The following is a 15,477-nucleotide window of genomic DNA, read 5'->3' on the forward strand; positions in this document are numbered from 1 at the left end:
TTGCAGGTCATTTATGTCAAACATCATCAATATAAATACTATCGCCCAAATCCACAAAGCACTTGGTCTAGCAGCACCTATGCATCCACTTATCTCCTTAATTCAAATTGATGAGCGGATCACTAAGTATGACTATGGTGACGCAACTTACGTTTACGACTTCTATCAAATAGCGTTTAAGTCTGGGATTACTGGTGACATCACCTACGGTCGAAATCATTATGATTATGACCAAGGCAGTATGGTATTTACCAAACCAGGGCAAGCTCAGCACTATAGCAACACTGGTGAAACTGATAACGAGCAAGGTTGGGTATTGCTGTTTCACCCAGACTTAATACGCCGCTCAGGGCTGGCAAGTCAGATGGAGAGCTACTCGTTTTTTTCTTACGATACCAATGAAGCATTGCACCTATCAGAGCGAGAAAAGGCTATCTTGAGTGACCTAGTCAATCAGATTGAAGAAGAGTATAGCCAGAACATAGATAAACATACGCAACGTTTGATCGTTTCCAATATTGAACTGATTCTAAATTACTGCACTCGTTACTATGAGCGTCAATTCCTTGTGCGCCAAAATCATAACCTCGATTTGATGGAGCGGGTCGACAGTATATTAAAGCAGTATTTTGAGTCAGAAAAAGCTCTTGAACATGGCTTACCAACGGTGAAATACCTTAGTGAAGCGATGTGTATGTCTAGTAGTTACCTTAGCGATATGATGAAAAATGCAACGGGTCGCAACGCTCAGCAATATATTCAAGATCAACTGATCGATAGGATAAAGAACGCTCTGCTGAGCACTAATGAGCAAGTGAGTCAGATTGCTTATGGGTTAGGCTTCGAATACCCGCAGCATCTATCGAAACTGTTTAAAGCGAAAACAGGATTGACCCCAATTGAGTATAGAAAGTCGATGAACTAAACGCTTAAGCCTACATCTACAGAGAACGAAAATAACTTTACGCAAAATGTAGGATCTTTCATTCCCGATATAAAATGACACAGAGAAGCAAAGATGCAGGCTTCTCTTCAATACTGAATGATTGGCACGATCTGAATGAATGCTGTCGTCATTGGATGTCTGGTGGCGCGATCTGAGAGCCTATAATGTATCCATCAGCTTACAACTCTAAGCAAATCATGGCATACGAAAAGAGGCACTCAGCATGACAAATACAGCATTAATTACTGGCGCATCAAGCGGTATCGGCCTGGAACTGGCAAAAATTCACGCAAGCAAAGGTAGTAACCTGATACTTGTTGCTCGTTCTGAGTCAAAACTCAATGACCTCAAATCAGAACTAGAAAATCAGTATGGTGTTCAGGTTACAGTCATTTCTTTAGATCTCTCTCAACCTAGCTCAGCTCAAGCGCTATTTGAACAAACCGAAGCGCGTTCTCTACAAGCCGATACCCTAATTAACAACGCAGGTTTTGGTGGGCATGGCAAATTCCATGAACGTTCTCTGGCCGATGAACAAGCGATGATGCAAGTGAACATGGTTACATTGACTAATCTGACGCACCTTTATCTAAAAGGCATGGTTGAACGTAAACACGGCAAAATCCTTAATGTGTCATCAACCGCGTCATTTATGCCTGGTCCATTACAGGCGGTGTATTACGCAACAAAATCGTATGTCACCTCATTTAGCCAGGCGGTAGCAGAGGAGGTTAAAGATAGCGGTGTAACCGTGACGGCACTATGCCCTGGAGCTGTGGCGACTGGGTTTGTAAAAGCGGGAAATCTAGAGGGCGTTGATGTATTTAAACATGCAAAAACACCTAGCTCCGTTGCAGAGTGTGGCTATAACGCTATGAAAAAAGGTGAGCTAGTGGCATTTAATGAGCCTTCGTTAAAGTTCATGCTTAACTGGATTATCCCGTTTTTACCGCGCAAGCTCGTGTTAAAAATCTCACGCCAAACAATGGAAAAGAGCACTAAATAAAGTAGCGGGTTAATTTGTTATAGTCGGTATCTGTAGTATCAATAGGTAAAAGTGTGGCGATGAAAAGAGCGAGTAAATTTGTTATCCCTCCAAACTGGAAGGTGCTATTTAATGACTTGGGGATTGAGCTTAAACACATATTGGGCTTTGCTGAGCTACCGCCAAGTTTGTTTGAGCAAAATAAGGTGCAATTAACCCCGTCTCAGTACTTCCAACTATGGCATGGTATAGAAGCTGCTGCTCAGGTGAGAGGCATTGATATCGCGCTTAAATTTGCACAAGTTATGAGCTTTGAGTCATTTGATGCTCCAATATTCGCCGCAATATGCAGCGCGAACCTTAATGCAGCAGTCAAACGGCTTCAGGAATATAAACCTCTAATCGGGCCAATGTTGCTCACTATCGAACAAACTGAGCAACATACTCGTATTGATATTGGTTGTTACGGCTATGAAGGCAAACTGCCGAGCATGCTTAACCTTATGGAGCTAGTATTTTTCACTCAATTGACAAGGCTTGCTACTCGGTCAAACGTACAACCCGTTGAAGTTATACTGCCAGAACTGCCAAATAACCTGCATGCCTATCAAGCTTACTTTGGTTGTTCCATTCGCCAAGGTTCCAAAACAAGCATTACGTTTCGTGCTGAAGACGCTCGAATGCCATTCCTGACGGATAATCAGGTGATGCTGTCTGTTTTTGATGGTGAGTTAAAACAGAGGTTAGAGGCTGTGACCCATCGTGGTACAACTTCTGATTCGGTTTCTAAAATTCTGTTAGATTTGCTTCCTCAAGGTGAAAGCTCTATTGAATCTGTTGCGTCTCATATGGCCGTCAGTAAGCGTACCTTACAAAGAAAGCTCACTAGTGAAGGGGTTAGTTATCAAGCCCTCCTACAGCAAGTACGTCTGCAACTAGCCGAACATTACTTGAATGAAACCGAGCTGCCACTGATTGAGGTATCTTTCTTGTTAGGCTATCAAGAGTCAAACTCGTTTATTCGGGCGTACAGTGCATGGACTGGAATTTCACCAGGACAAGTTCGTACCTAGAATGTGATTAGATTATGTAATTGTTGTTTACATACCTATAATAAACTTTGGGGCATTTCTGAGTCAGAAGTGCCCTATGTATGAATGTACTGTACTAAAACTCGTTAGAGGGGAGGTATGCGGAAATTTTTGAGGAAAAGAACTCGGTAACAAACGCAGCCCACCGATAGAACCTCTCTAACCAGGCTCGCCATTCTTGTCGTGAAGGTAACTGGTTAACATGCAATTGCTTTTAAGCAACCCTCCATTCTCATGTTTGAGTTGGATTACCTTGTCATTTAGTTTTGCTGCTCTCTGATTAGCTGAGGACAGTTGCCTCTCTAGCTCTTCAATGATCTGCATGGCATCTTTTACCTCCGCTTCAGCATTTTGCTCACGCTCTTCAGCCAGTTTGATGGCGTGACGAACTCGATACTCTGCGGATTGAACAGCAGTCGCGTGCATTTCCTTTGCCATACTTTCCAGATCAGTAAGTAGCTTTTTGCTCATCGTGTTCAAAATTTCTGCTAGCTCGCTGGGTAATTCAATATCATGATTACTCGGACTGCTCCTGGTCATTTCCAGGTATGCGTGTGCTATGAACGACAGGGTGCAATTTGGCAACAATCAGCGCATTACGATACATGGCTATGTGACGCTCTTTGGTTAATAGCGAGGCTTTGATGTCAAAAGGAAACCCTCTGATTTTTAGGGCTTTCGGTAAACAATGGCGAGTATAGTAAGTGCCGGATGGCGATTTGAATAAGTACATTGTCTCAGTCTATCCTATTTTGATTGAGCAAGTGCACCTAGATACAAAAAAGCCGTTGATAATCAACGGCTTTTTGTTTTGAATGTGGCGGAGAGATAGGGATTTGAACCCTAGATACGCTATTAACGTATGCCGGTTTTCAAGACCGGTGCTTTCAACCACTCAGCCATCTCTCCAAAACAGATTGTATAAACCCGCCAGTGAACCTCACTTGGCAGATTTTCGTAAAATTAGTGGCGGAGAGATAGGGATTTGAACCCTAGATACGCTATTAACGTATGCCGGTTTTCAAGACCGGTGCTTTCAACCGCTCAGCCATCTCTCCGCAGCGGGGCGAATATTAGTGAATCCTGACGCCCTTGTGAAGCTTTTTTTTCGCTTTTTTGTTTAATTGGTTAAATTTCATTTTATTTGTACAAACATCGGACATATTGAGAGGTTTTATGGTCACTAATCGGGAGTTTGAGAACTTTTAGCACAGTTTTAGGGTCTACTGATCCAGAAAGGTTTGCCGAGCGATTTAACTCTTGGTAATCTTGGCCTAGAATAATTTTCGGAACATTGTGTTTCTAATAAGGAGCTGATAATGGCGTTCAATCATTCGTACACTGGCCAAAAAGTGGCTATGTCGACGGTCGAAACTAACAAGGTGCTTAAAAACACCTACTTCCTACTGGCAATGACACTGGCATTTAGTGCGATTACTGCTGCCATCTCTATGACTATGGCACTACCGCGCTTCACCGGTCTTGTCTGTTCACTGGTTGCTTTTGGTCTTTTGTTCGTGATCCAGAAAAAAGCGAACTCTAGCTCAGCGATTGGTCTGGTTTTTCTGTTCACAGGTCTAATGGGCTTCGGCTTAGGTCCTATGCTTAGTCACTACGCCGCGATGCCAAATGGCAGCTTACTGATTGCACAAGCACTGGGTTCAACAGCGTTAGTGTTCTTTGGTTTATCTGCTTACGCACTAACAACCAAAAAAGACTTCTCCTTCATGGGCGGCTTCCTGGTTGTAGGTATGCTGGTCGTGATTGTCTCTAGCCTGGTTAACCTGTTTATCGGCAGTTCAGTTGCCTTTATCGCGATTAACGCCGCTGTTGTGCTGTTGATGTCTGGTTTTATCTTGTATGACACCAGCCGCATCGTAAACGGTGGTGAAACAAACTACATCCTGGCAACGGTAAGCCTGTACCTGAGCATCTACAACCTGTTCACATCTATCCTTGCGTTGCTCGGCTCAAGTGATGACTAATCTGCTCAGTTTGCTAAAATAAGCCCCATTCGGGGCTTTTTTTATGAGTAACTTTTGAGCCAGTACGTACTTTCCCTGCACAGCGATGTCAGTGACCATGACGCATTGCAGCAGCTGCTGCGATTCGCCAATGCTTTACAAGCACAAGATCATCAAATTGAATGTATCTTTCTTTACCAGCAAGCCGTTTTGTTTGCCAGTCCGCATTTCAGCCTGGCCAGCGATGAACTTCAGCCAGCTCAGGTGTGGCAATCCCTGCATGACGCAGGTATTGCGCTCAAGCTATGTGTTACAGCGGCAGAAAAGCACGGACTGGATACCACACAGTGTGCTCCTTTTGAAGTTGCAGGGTTGGCGGAATTTGCCATGTTAGCAACCAAAGCAGATAAGTGGGTGCAATTTAAATGAGTGAAAACATTCTGGTGATCAACCACACCGCTCCTTTCGATGGTGCACATATCCGCGAAGGGCTAGACATGGCACTCATTTTTGCTGCGCTGGATCAGAACATCTCCTGGCTTTTCAAGGGCCCAGCCGTATTAGCCCTAAAACAAGGCAATGATGCATCCGCACTGGGAATTAAAAACTACTTTAAACAGCTTAAAACGCTGGAGATTTATGATGTTGAGCAAGTCTATGTATGCGCCGAAGCCATGAAGCGATTTGCGCTTACCCCTGACGACCTGAATATCGACGCTCAGCTTCTGACTGTAGACGAACAGCAAGCATTACTGTCTCAACAAAGTAAGGTGGTCAGTTTATGAGCCTCCCCACATTACATATTTTTACTAAGCCGCTGAGTTACTATCATGACGTATTCAGTGCAGGTTTGCTCGCTAAGCAGGATGTGATACTGCTCACAAGAGACGCCTGTTATGATCAGGCAGCATGGCGCGCTCTGAGTACTAATCGTACTTGCATGCTGAATGTCTGTGCACTGGCGCGCGGTATCGGTGCGCAAAATAATATCGAACCGCTCAGCGACCAGCAGTGGATCACGCTGGTTGAGCAATGCAATAAAACTATTACGTGGTAACTATGCTCGTTTTTCAAGACAAACAGATCGAAACAGATAAAGAAGGCTACCTGCTAAATCATCAGGACTGGCATAAAGAACTGGCGCCATTGTTGGCGGAGCAAGAGAATATTACGCTCACAGACGCACATTGGGAGGTCGTCAACTTCGTCCGCGACTTTTATGAAGAGTACAATACCAGCCCGGCCATTCGTATGCTGGTTAAAGCCATTGGTCAAAAGCTGGGTGAAGACAAAGGCAAAAGCATCTACTTGTATAAGTTGTTTCCGAAGGGACCTGCAAAGCAAGCCACTAAGATAGCCGGCCTGCCAAAACCGGCTAAATGTATCTAGCTCTTTGTATCGTTATGGCTGTGTGGCATGCCACAGCACACTGATTTCATCAAGCGTGGCAGGGTCGTCAATGGTCGACGGGACTGTCATCGCTTCACCATCCACCAGCTGGCGTAAGTTTTTGCGTAGTATCTTTCCGGAACGTGTTTTTGGTAACCGCTCTACAACCAGAATTTGCTTCAAACAGGCAATTGCCCCTATTTTGCCCCGAACAGACTGAACGAGTGCTTCGCGCAACTGTTCCTGGGTAAGTTCCACGCCATCTTTAAGCACCACCATAGCCACAGGCACCTGGCCTTTTAGCTCATCTTTAGCCGCAAATACGGCACATTCGGCTACAGCGTCATGCGCAGCAACGACCTCTTCCATCTCTCCGGTCGACAAACGGTGACCAGCCACGTTTATCACATCATCCGTGCGTCCCATAATAAACAAATACCCTTCTTCATCCAGGTAGCCCCCGTCACCTGACAAGTAATAACCTGGAAATTCAGACAAATATCCTTGTTTAAAACGACTGCTATTTTGCCAGATGTTACTCAGGCAACCAGGTGGTAAAGGAGTCTTAATTGCAATTAACCCTTGCTCATTAGGCGCACAAGGCTCGCCGCTCGCATCCAGTACGCTCAGTTGATAACCTGGTGTTGGCACCGACGCACTGCCCGCTTTGGTTGGTAAAGGTGATAACCCCATTGGATTGGCGGCAATGGGCCAGCCTGTTTCGGTTTGCCACCAGTGGTCAATCACCGGCAGGCGCGTAACAGATTGTAGCCAGTCGTAGGTAGCGGGATCCAGGCGCTCACCCGCAAGAAACAAGGTTTGTAATGAGCGGGTATCATATTGTGCAAACAACTTACCTTCAGGGTCTTCTTTCTTAATAGCGCGAAACGCAGTCGGCGCACTGAAGAGCGCATTCACCTGATATTCCTCAACTACCCGCCAAAATGCACCTGCATCCGGAGTTCTGACCGGCTTGCCCTCGTACAACAAAGTTGTACAACCAAACAGAAGAGGTGCATATACAATATAAGAGTGGCCCACTACCCAGCCGATATCAGACGCAGCCCAAAATACCTGACCCGGTTTCATACCATATACCGTTTCCATACTATAATGCAGCGCTACTGCATGTCCTCCCTGCTCGCGCACAACGCCTTTTGGGGTGCCGGTCGTACCTGAAGTGTACAAAATATACAGAGGGTGAGTTGCACTCAATGGCACAGCATCGGCCTGCGAGGCCGCTGCAACCAGCTCACACCAGTCAAGATCACGCGGCGCAAACATGTGTGCACGATACTGAGGACGCTGCCAGACAATCGCGTGCTCTATTTGATGTTCAGCCTGTGCCAAGGCTTCGTCTAGCATGGGCTTGTATTCAATCACCCGGCCAACTTCAACGCCACAGGATGCACTCAGCACCAGCTTAGGTTTTGCATCATCAATGCGTACCGCAAGCTCTTTGGGTGCAAAGCCACCAAACACCACAGAATGAATTGCCCCGATCCGTGCACATGCCAGCATGGCTATCACAGCTTGCGGGATCATCGGCATGTAGATCACTACCCGATCTCCAGCTATCACACCAAGCTTACTGAGCGCCCCGGCAAATGTACTGACTTCGTCCAGCAATTGTGAATAGGTGTAGTTCTGCTTTTGTCCTGTTACCGGTGAATCATAAATCAGTGCGGCTTGCTTACCTCTGCCCTCGTTTACCTGATGATCCAGTGCAAGATAACTGGTGTTAAGTCTGCCATCTTCAAACCAGTGGCTCAACGACGCCTCGTCGTAGCTGACTCCGATTTTAGGTGGGGTATGCCAGTTGATGCGGCCAGCTTGATTGAGCCAGTATGCCTCTGGATTTTGCTCAAAATGTTCATATGCCCGTTGATAGGCCTGATATGCAGTTGTTGTCATAATGATTTCCTGTTGGGCCGGGCTTGGCAGGTATGAAACTCTGCCAACTGGTTAAAACCCGGTTAACGACCGATACCCTATTAAACATAGAATTACTGAAATAAAGACAACAGTAGACATTGGTCGATGCCAGGAAGAAATTTGATCTGTCGCAAACTTTCGATTAGCCGAAAAAGTTAAAGGCCCTCTGCCGAGAGCCCGGTTTGATTCAATTTATTCATCAACAGGCCAGGTATAAGGGACCGTAGGCACCGACAAGCCTCGATCGGTTATAGATTCAGCTACTGTCTTGCTTGGATCAGTTGGCGCCCACAGATCCTGACTGAACGCCAGCGTCGCATCTTCCTGAGCGATATCGCCTAATATTCCACTGGCATCAATATCAAACACAAAGCTGCCCGTGCCGTCATAACTGCACGAAGCCGTTGGTGCATATTCTATATTCGCTTTGCTACCACTGCCGTCATAGGTAGCCGTTGCAGTGTCGTACTGGAAGAATTGGCGTTGCGAGAATGCCTGCATGCTGTGATCGTTTCCCGGGCCAGCCCAATTACAGATAAAGCCTTGGATCAGCCCGTCGGTGTCCTCTATTTTCGACCCGTAGCCAAAGTGTGCTTCGCCATTATCCAGACTGGGGGAGTTAAACCCGATATTGAAAATTCGGCTGTTACTGTCGTTAACTCCGGCCTGCCAAACATAGGCATATTGCCCGGCCAATGTGGTCAGGTCAAAGTTCGCACCAAATATCGAAAAGTTTTCGCTCCAACCATCGGGATTATCGACGTTGTGATACTTGTTGTTCACATCTACCTGGCTATCAGTATTGAACATACCACTGTTACCGTGACCACATAGGGTGACCACTCTGGCTTGTAAGGACATGTTGTCTCCAGCCCGCTCATAAGCCAAAGAGCCCGCCCGGGTACGCTCATTTTGGGCGCAATTTCCGCCGGGAAATTCAATGCCACTTACGCCTTGTTCGCCTTCCACCAGATAAGTCAGGTGGCCCGAGTAATTCAACAGATCGGCGCCGGGAGTATGAGCCATAGAGAGTGAAATATCGTAGTCGGAACCACTGACTGTATAAGTGAGCGAAACGGTATATTGCCATTCACTGCCAGCACGAGTGATAGCGGCAGTGCTGAACGTCACACCAGAAACACCTTTGGCATTCATTTCACCGGTTACATCAATATTGCTGCCATCTGCAGGCAGGCTAATACCAGAATCAAGCGCCGCAGAAACCATGCTGGCTAAGGTCATCAGGCTCATTCGCGATTGATCTCTCAGACCACTCAACAACGCGTTGGTCTGAGCCACAGCACAGGCATTGCCATCAGTGTCACTCTCTAACCACAGCCCTAAGTCGCCACCTGGTAAAGTGCCGGAAGCTGAAGCTGGATCGGTCGCATCAGGGTGACCTGTATAAGCGACCTGAGGACCAAAACATGCTGCATTAGTACTATTGCGATAAAATGACTGAACTTTAAAGACATCCAGCAAAGGCACTGTACCATTGAGTATGCGACCAATCCGCTGTGTCGACCATAAATAAGTGGGAACTGAAGGCCCGTACTCTACCGCAGGCCGAGCGCCAAAACCACGCTCCACCTCGTTGCTGCTATCACTAAAAGGAGATGATGCCATTACCTCTCTGGGGAAATATGTGCCACGCGAATCATCCGGCTCGTTCTGATCAGCATCATCATCCGAGCCGTTGTCGCCAGACCCTGCATCACCCGAACTATCTCCTTCAGAACCGTTATTACTGTCTCCTGAATCACCATCGGATGAATCATCAGAAGCGGCTTGTTGTTGATCCTGAGCGTTGGAGTTACCAGGTTCATCGTTGTCCGACGATGAACACCCAGCCAATAATGCCAGTAAAATATAAGGAATATATGTTTTCATAGTTGCATACCTTGTTGTCTAACCCGTTTTAAAAGTAAGCCAAAAAGACCAACAGCTCAAAAAACAACCATCCTGAAGTGTGAAAATATGTTTTGCACTTCAGTGCTAAGGCTTTGATGTTTCTACTTTTGCACAAAGTTAGCAAAAGTATGTATTCTCATTTAGATTTCAGAAAATAGACTAGCGTAGTGATTACATTACAATTTGTTGAATTTTTCAGAACAAAAGATTGTAATCTGCAAAGCACACAAATTAAACAACTTATTACAATTGAAGCTGTGTGTTATTTTACTTGTACCGTTTATTCGCCAGCAATCAGATGGCCTGATTGCACTCGGACTGCTGGATTGCAATATGTATCAGTTCAAATAAATCAACCATTGGTTCTTCAACCTTGTCATAATGTTTTTCTTTAAGCAGCCCATCAATTTTAGTGACTGTCTGATAAATATCATGGCAATCGAACATAGCTGATGTGCCTTTTAACGCATGAATAGACCGCGCCAGACCATCAAAGTCGTGGTATTTCAGCTGGTTTTGTAACTGTACAAGCTGTTCATGCAGTCCTGCTATGTACTGGGATTTTAGTATAGAAAACTCTTCGTCAGGTAAAGCAAGGTCCTCTTCAACCGTGATGTTCAGGTAGTGACTGACCTTCTTAGCAAATTCAGCTCTGTCGATAGGTTTGGCAAGATGATCGGTAAAGCCAAGCTTGAGGTAGCGTTCTACTTCATGGCTCATCGTATTTGCAGTCAGCGCTATCACAGGTGCAGTGCAACCCGTTGCCTGGATAAAGTTAAATGCCTGTTCACCGTCCATCACAGGCATCTGTATGTCCATTAGGATCAAATCAAATTCGTCATCCAGCACCGCTTGCACAGCAAGCTGGCCATTTTCAACGGCCGTAACACTCAGCCCCATTCGCTCCAGAATACGCGTGATCAACCGGCAGTTATCAAGGTGATCTTCGGCCAGTAATACTTCACCTTTTAACGATTCGGTTTCATAACTCTCTGACTCTGTGCCGAGTTCCTCTGATTGATGAATTTCCGAGAACGTATTTAACCACTTTGTTCGTTGCGTGGTATACAAGCCTACAGACAGCGTAAAAGCAGTCCCTGAGCCGACTTCACTCTCAACGGTAATATCCCCGTCGAGTTTCTGTGCCAGGCTTTTCGAGATATTTAACCCAAGGCCGGTGCCGCCATATTTTCTGGTCGTTGACGAGTCGGCCTGATGAAAGGCGTTAAACAGCTCTTTTTGCTCAGCAGAAGTCATCCCAATCCCGGTATCCTGAACCCGAACGGACAAAATATCCTGAGTGCAACTCACATCGATCGAAATTTTGCCTACCGAGGTAAACTTAAGTGCATTAGAAGTCAGATTGAGCAATATTTGTCGCAACCGAGTCGGGTCAATCACAATATAATCAGGCAATGGAAAGTGATAATTCAACTCAAACTCCAAACCTTTGTCTCTGATCTGTTTACCCAACAGTGATTCAACATGAGTAATGGATTGAAATAAATTAGCCTCAATGAGTTCAACTTCGAGTCGGTTGGCCTCGATTTTAGACATGTCGAGAATATCGTTGATCAAGCCCAGAACATGACGTGAGTTTTGCAGGATCACCGAAATCGCATGATTGCGTTCATGGGGTTTAATATCACCCAACATGATGCCATCTGCATAGCCAATAATAGACGTCATCGGAGTACGTATTTCATGGCTCATATTGGCCAGGAAGCGGCTTTTCGCTTCGCTTGCATCACGTAACTCTGACGCCAACTGCTCCAGTTCGTAAGTTCGCTTAAGGACTTTTGCTTCTAGATTTTTATTCAGCTCTATGTTTTCTTCATTCGTCAAGCGATATTTATCTGCCACCGCAAAAGCCAATAGCAAGGCATCCAGGGCAGTCCCTATCAGCCCGATTAAATACAAGTTGACCGCGATAGGAGGGAGTAAACCGAGGTTAGTGAAATTCCCGACCATGTTTGGTATCGCCATACACACGTATGCCAGAACAAAATAACGTGCCGGTTTAAACCCTTCCGTCAGCCGTAATATCCCAACATAAAGCCCCATACACAAAGCTGACCCTGTCGCCAGCGTTGCCCACAAAAAGCCAAATCCTGGAAACAGAATACAAAATGGCGTGCCAATCGCGCCGATTGCGCCAACCCAGAGCGATGCCGTCGACAAGGCGGGGTGCGTCTCTTTAAGCTTAAGCAGTTGATTATAAAATAATACGTTGGTGATCGGCGTCAGGGCAAAACCCAGCCAATGCAAGTGAGCTGAGTAAAAGCCAAAGAGTTGATCTGAGATGTGGAAGAAATGGCTCCAGGCGAATACCCAAGTTGCAGCAAACATCGCATAATAAAGATGCGTCATGTCCTTTGAGCCAATGTAAATCAGCAAGTTGTACAAACCAAGTACAATACCGACACTAAAGCACAGGGACATCAAAAGGTTGTCCATAGTAACCTGGCGCTCAAATTCCTTCACGGGAATAAGCTCCAGCTTAATTGGCGTATAAAAATAGTCACTTTCAAATAAAGTGACTATGTAATACCTCTGATTTGGTAACAGATGGATTTTGTTGCCATAGTGAAATGGGTATTCGTTGGCATGCATACCACCCGTAAAGAACCGCTCAACCTCCGTCTCGGAGTAGATTCGCGTCTCTACATTGGATAATACGGTGTTATAGGGGTAAAGCACCAGGTCCTGATACCTGGAGTGATTTTCAATCTCAGTTACCAACCAATATCGGCCAGAAAACAACGCACGTTGCGTCTGTTCCGCTTGCATACTTGCCCACTGTTCTACCTGAGCAAAACTGTCCGGGAACCGTGCGTTATTCTCGGCTGATAACACTAAGCCTTTGTCATGCAGATTATGCCCGCGTTGTGTTCCGTCGAACACATATACGTTTGCGCTGGCAAAAAAAGTGCACAGGCACAGTATCATTATAGTTAATAGCCTAAAACTACCCATATCGGACCTTAACTTAGATAACCCAGGGCAAAAGCCCGGCTAAAACCGATACGAAAAATCAACCCCAAGACGTCTCCCCTCTCCTTTAAAGTCTTCCAGCATACCCAGAAAGGCACTTAAGTCGAATTTTAAATGGCTGTATTCTTTATCAAATAGGTTCTTTCCCCAGATACCTACTCGCCAGTCACCTTGTTCAAAGTGCACACTCCCTCGCCATAAAGTATATCCTGATTGCATCGCATAGGCGTTTTGATTTTGGTCGAAGTAATATTCTGATTGATAGTCAAACCCAACTGTTGACACTAACTCTCCCTGCCAAAGTGGTAAAGAATGTGTGAGATCCGCATTAATGCTCCACTCTGGGGTAAAGGGTAAACGATTGTCTGTTAATACATTGCCCACAGGGTCGGTGAATTGATCAAAGTTCGCTTCGGGCACGTACCCCGCGGCACTTCTGAACTTAAGAGACTCGTTCATCTTATATTGCACAGCGAACTCTGTGCCATATATTGTAGAGCTACCAACATTCTCAAGAAGCTGCAATGGCGGAGCACCAGACACAGTGGATGCCTGATTCATAAACACTTGCTGGTCACTGTAATCGTAGAAGAACAACGCGCCGTTGAGCGACAGGTTGTCGGCATTGTTGTACTTTACCCCCACTTCATGGGCATATAACTCTTCGGGACCATAGTCTGCCAGGCGAGCCTGTTCTTCCGTCGCGAGTAAGCCGCCATTGTAGCCGCCACTTTTAGTCCCATTAGCAAAGCTATAATAGAGCATTAATGGATCTGAAAGCTGATAATTCCAGGCCAGGCGACCAGATAGTCCGTCATCCTCCACTTTTCCATTTACTCGATAGTATGGAATGGTCACACCATCAAGTTGTGCCACACCTAATACAGTATTCAGCCGGGAAACAGAGTCATAATCAACGGTCTCATCGCTGTAGCGAAGGCCCACTGTAATACGGTGTGCATCGTTTAGTTGCCACTCATACTGAGCAAATACGGCCGCTGACTTCACAATAATTTCATTATCATAGAAAAAAGTATTCGTCAGGGTGGTGTCTAACAAACCACGCATGTCACGTAAAATGTCGTTAAAGTTGTCCTGGTATATGCGCTCTTCTATATGAAATAAGCCCAGTGTCAGGTGGTCTCTGTTTATGGTTTGACTGTACCTTAATTCATTGGAGAGGATTTCATTTTTAAGACCGAGCTCCCCTTCACATAACCTGGCTGGGCTTCCATCACAGTTGAACGCATGGCGCCTGTCGAGGCGGTTAAAGCCATTTATGTAGGTCAATTGCTGACTGTCAGATAACTGCCAGTCTCCCTGTACTGTCCAGCCTTTATAAATTGACAAGTGCGGTGAATTATTATTCACACTAACAGCCCAATAATCCGAGCTGCCATCATTGAAACCAAATGCGTCGTAACATCCCGCGCCTCCCGCTTCACTCGGGGTGCAACGAACTCCATTTGCAGGGTCTTTGTAAATACCTATGCTGCCAACTGGCTGGACAATACCATCCCAATGACCATATTCGAGCTTTGCATACAGTGAAAACGCATCCCACTCAGCCAAGTAACTGAGACGGACGTCTTGCTGTTTTAGGCCCGCTTCCGGAGAAGGCTCAAACAAGTTGTAGCTCGTATATTCGTAATCAGTGTGGTTAAAGGAAAATCGCAGCGCGCTTTGGTCATTCACCCTTGCATTATAGGCGCCCTGAACCCGACGCCACTCGTCAGTGCCCACACCGGCTTTAATAAAACCATAATTCCCGTCATCTGGCCGCTTGGTCCTGACAAGTAATGCACCACCGGTACTATTACGGCCAAACAGGGTGCCCTGTGGTCCTTTTAACACTTCAATTTGTTCAACATCAAACAAGTTCGCAATCTGATTGTTTGCAGAACCGACAGGTCTGCCGTCTATATACATAGCTATAGGTGACGTATTGGCCGTATTGTAATCTATCAACCCGACACCACGAATATTCAAAGCAGGTGGTGTGCCTTCTGCTGCATTCTGGCTGACCTTAAAATTGGCGACATACCCACCCAATTCGCTGATATCTTTAATGCCCTGCTGGGTCATATTATCGCCATTGAGTGTGGCGATTGAGATACTCACTTCCTCTAGTGTTTGCTTACGTTTTTGCGCATATACCTCAATGACTTCCATACTATCATTGCTTGCAAAAACACATACGGGAGAGAGAAAAACTGAAATTAATGATATTGAGATCGCTGAGAGTTTAAACATATCCGTGCT

13 protein-coding genes and 2 tRNA genes are annotated in these 15,477 nt (G+C 45.8%); 8 read left to right on the forward strand and 7 right to left on the reverse strand.

Annotation, left to right across the window (positions count from 1 at the left end; all coding sequences use genetic code 11):
- The first annotated feature begins 13 nt into the window (after window positions 1-13).
- The 3 genes from NH568_RS06190 (at window position 14) to NH568_RS06200 (ending at window position 3,004) form a co-directional block, all read left to right on the forward strand.
- Complete coding sequence (locus NH568_RS06190; RefSeq protein WP_253045689.1) at window positions 14-925, forward strand: helix-turn-helix domain-containing protein; 912 nt, start codon at window positions 14-16, stop codon at window positions 923-925.
- Between the two features lie 244 nt (window positions 926-1,169).
- Window positions 1,170-1,952: an SDR family oxidoreductase gene (locus NH568_RS06195; protein ID WP_253045693.1), complete on the forward strand. Its 783-nt coding sequence runs from the start codon at window positions 1,170-1,172 to the stop codon at window positions 1,950-1,952.
- Between the two features lie 59 nt (window positions 1,953-2,011).
- Entirely contained in the window at window positions 2,012-3,004 is a 993-nt protein-coding gene (locus NH568_RS06200; protein ID WP_253045764.1) for an AraC family transcriptional regulator, read from the forward strand.
- 177 nt (window positions 3,005-3,181) lie between these two features.
- On the opposite strand, the gene NH568_RS06205 is transcribed toward NH568_RS06200, so the two are convergent.
- The 3 genes from NH568_RS06205 to NH568_RS06215 all read right to left on the reverse strand — a co-directional run bounded on the left by NH568_RS06205 (window position 3,182) and on the right by NH568_RS06215 (window position 4,080).
- On the reverse strand, window positions 3,182-3,493 hold the full coding sequence (locus tag NH568_RS06205) for a hypothetical protein (protein ID WP_253045698.1): 312 nt from the start codon (window positions 3,491-3,493) through the stop codon (window positions 3,182-3,184).
- A gap of 347 nt (window positions 3,494-3,840) precedes the next feature.
- Window positions 3,841-3,931, reverse strand: a tRNA-Ser gene (locus NH568_RS06210).
- Between the two features lie 58 nt (window positions 3,932-3,989).
- Window positions 3,990-4,080: transfer RNA gene (locus NH568_RS06215), tRNA-Ser, on the reverse strand.
- A 261-nt stretch (window positions 4,081-4,341) separates the two neighbouring features.
- Here NH568_RS06215 and NH568_RS06220 point away from each other — a divergent pair.
- Genes NH568_RS06220 through NH568_RS06240 form a run of 5 tightly spaced genes read left to right on the forward strand, consistent with a single transcriptional unit; the run spans window position 4,342 to window position 6,375 of the window.
- Complete coding sequence (locus tag NH568_RS06220) at window positions 4,342-5,007, forward strand: Bax inhibitor-1/YccA family protein (RefSeq protein WP_253045702.1); 666 nt, start codon at window positions 4,342-4,344, stop codon at window positions 5,005-5,007.
- Window positions 5,008-5,061: 54 nt separating this feature from the next.
- Window positions 5,062-5,415 carry a DsrE family protein gene (locus NH568_RS06225; RefSeq protein WP_253045707.1) on the forward strand — a complete coding sequence of 118 codons (354 nt, stop codon included), beginning with the start codon at window positions 5,062-5,064 and terminating at the stop codon, window positions 5,413-5,415.
- On the forward strand, window positions 5,412-5,771 hold the full coding sequence (tusC, locus tag NH568_RS06230) for a sulfurtransferase complex subunit TusC (protein WP_253045711.1): 360 nt from the start codon (window positions 5,412-5,414) through the stop codon (window positions 5,769-5,771). The genes NH568_RS06225 and tusC overlap by 4 nt, the downstream gene beginning before the upstream one ends.
- Window positions 5,768-6,043 carry a DsrH/TusB family sulfur relay protein gene (locus NH568_RS06235; protein WP_253045712.1) on the forward strand — a complete coding sequence of 92 codons (276 nt, stop codon included), beginning with the start codon at window positions 5,768-5,770 and terminating at the stop codon, window positions 6,041-6,043. Before tusC ends, NH568_RS06235 begins: the two co-directional genes overlap by 4 nt.
- A 2-nt stretch (window positions 6,044-6,045) precedes the next feature.
- Window positions 6,046-6,375: a TusE/DsrC/DsvC family sulfur relay protein gene (locus NH568_RS06240; protein ID WP_010386021.1), complete on the forward strand. Its 330-nt coding sequence runs from the start codon at window positions 6,046-6,048 to the stop codon at window positions 6,373-6,375.
- Between the two features lie 12 nt (window positions 6,376-6,387).
- Here the strand turns inward: NH568_RS06240 and NH568_RS06245 are convergent, their stop codons facing one another.
- From NH568_RS06245 to NH568_RS06260, 4 genes are all read right to left on the reverse strand, one after another.
- Window positions 6,388-8,289 (reverse strand): propionyl-CoA synthetase, encoded by a 1,902-nt coding sequence (locus NH568_RS06245; RefSeq protein WP_253045713.1) that lies wholly within the window; start codon window positions 8,287-8,289, stop codon window positions 6,388-6,390.
- 213 nt (window positions 8,290-8,502) lie between these two features.
- Window positions 8,503-10,200, reverse strand: coding sequence for a hypothetical protein (locus NH568_RS06250; RefSeq protein ID WP_253045714.1), 1,698 nt, complete (start codon window positions 10,198-10,200; stop codon window positions 8,503-8,505).
- A 315-nt stretch (window positions 10,201-10,515) separates the two neighbouring features.
- A complete protein-coding gene (locus tag NH568_RS06255) occupies window positions 10,516-13,170 on the reverse strand; it encodes an ATP-binding protein (RefSeq protein WP_253045715.1) in 2,655 nt (884 codons plus the stop codon).
- A 66-nt stretch (window positions 13,171-13,236) separates the two neighbouring features.
- Window positions 13,237-15,387, reverse strand: coding sequence for a TonB-dependent receptor (locus NH568_RS06260; RefSeq protein WP_253045716.1), 2,151 nt, complete (start codon window positions 15,385-15,387; stop codon window positions 13,237-13,239).
- Window positions 15,388-15,477: the final 90 nt, after the last annotated feature.

It is taken from the genome of Pseudoalteromonas sp. XMcav2-N, from assembly GCF_024124545.1.
Lineage (GTDB): Bacteria > Pseudomonadota > Gammaproteobacteria > Enterobacterales > Alteromonadaceae > Pseudoalteromonas.

What these genes read in the sequence shown, in the direction of transcription:
- NH568_RS06190 (WP_253045689.1), top strand. Translation starts at nt 14, where the DNA reads ATGTCAAACATCATCAATATAAATACTATCGCCCAAATCCACAAAGCA.
- tusC (WP_253045711.1), top strand. Translation starts at nt 5,412, where the DNA reads ATGAGTGAAAACATTCTGGTGATCAACCACACCGCTCCTTTCGATGGT.
- NH568_RS06235 (WP_253045712.1), top strand. Translation starts at nt 5,768, where the DNA reads ATGAGCCTCCCCACATTACATATTTTTACTAAGCCGCTGAGTTACTAT.
- NH568_RS06200 (WP_253045764.1), top strand. Translation starts at nt 2,012, where the DNA reads ATGAAAAGAGCGAGTAAATTTGTTATCCCTCCAAACTGGAAGGTGCTA.
- NH568_RS06255 (WP_253045715.1), bottom strand. Translation starts at nt 13,170, where the DNA reads ATGATACTGTGCCTGTGCACTTTTTTTGCCAGCGCAAACGTATATGTG.
- NH568_RS06245 (WP_253045713.1), bottom strand. Translation starts at nt 8,289, where the DNA reads ATGACAACAACTGCATATCAGGCCTATCAACGGGCATATGAACATTTT.
- NH568_RS06220 (WP_253045702.1), top strand. Translation starts at nt 4,342, where the DNA reads ATGGCGTTCAATCATTCGTACACTGGCCAAAAAGTGGCTATGTCGACG.
- NH568_RS06195 (WP_253045693.1), top strand. Translation starts at nt 1,170, where the DNA reads ATGACAAATACAGCATTAATTACTGGCGCATCAAGCGGTATCGGCCTG.
- NH568_RS06240 (WP_010386021.1), top strand. Translation starts at nt 6,046, where the DNA reads ATGCTCGTTTTTCAAGACAAACAGATCGAAACAGATAAAGAAGGCTAC.
- NH568_RS06250 (WP_253045714.1), bottom strand. Translation starts at nt 10,200, where the DNA reads ATGAAAACATATATTCCTTATATTTTACTGGCATTATTGGCTGGGTGT.
- NH568_RS06260 (WP_253045716.1), bottom strand. Translation starts at nt 15,387, where the DNA reads ATGGAAGTCATTGAGGTATATGCGCAAAAACGTAAGCAAACACTAGAG.
- NH568_RS06205 (WP_253045698.1), bottom strand. Translation starts at nt 3,493, where the DNA reads ATGAGCAAAAAGCTACTTACTGATCTGGAAAGTATGGCAAAGGAAATG.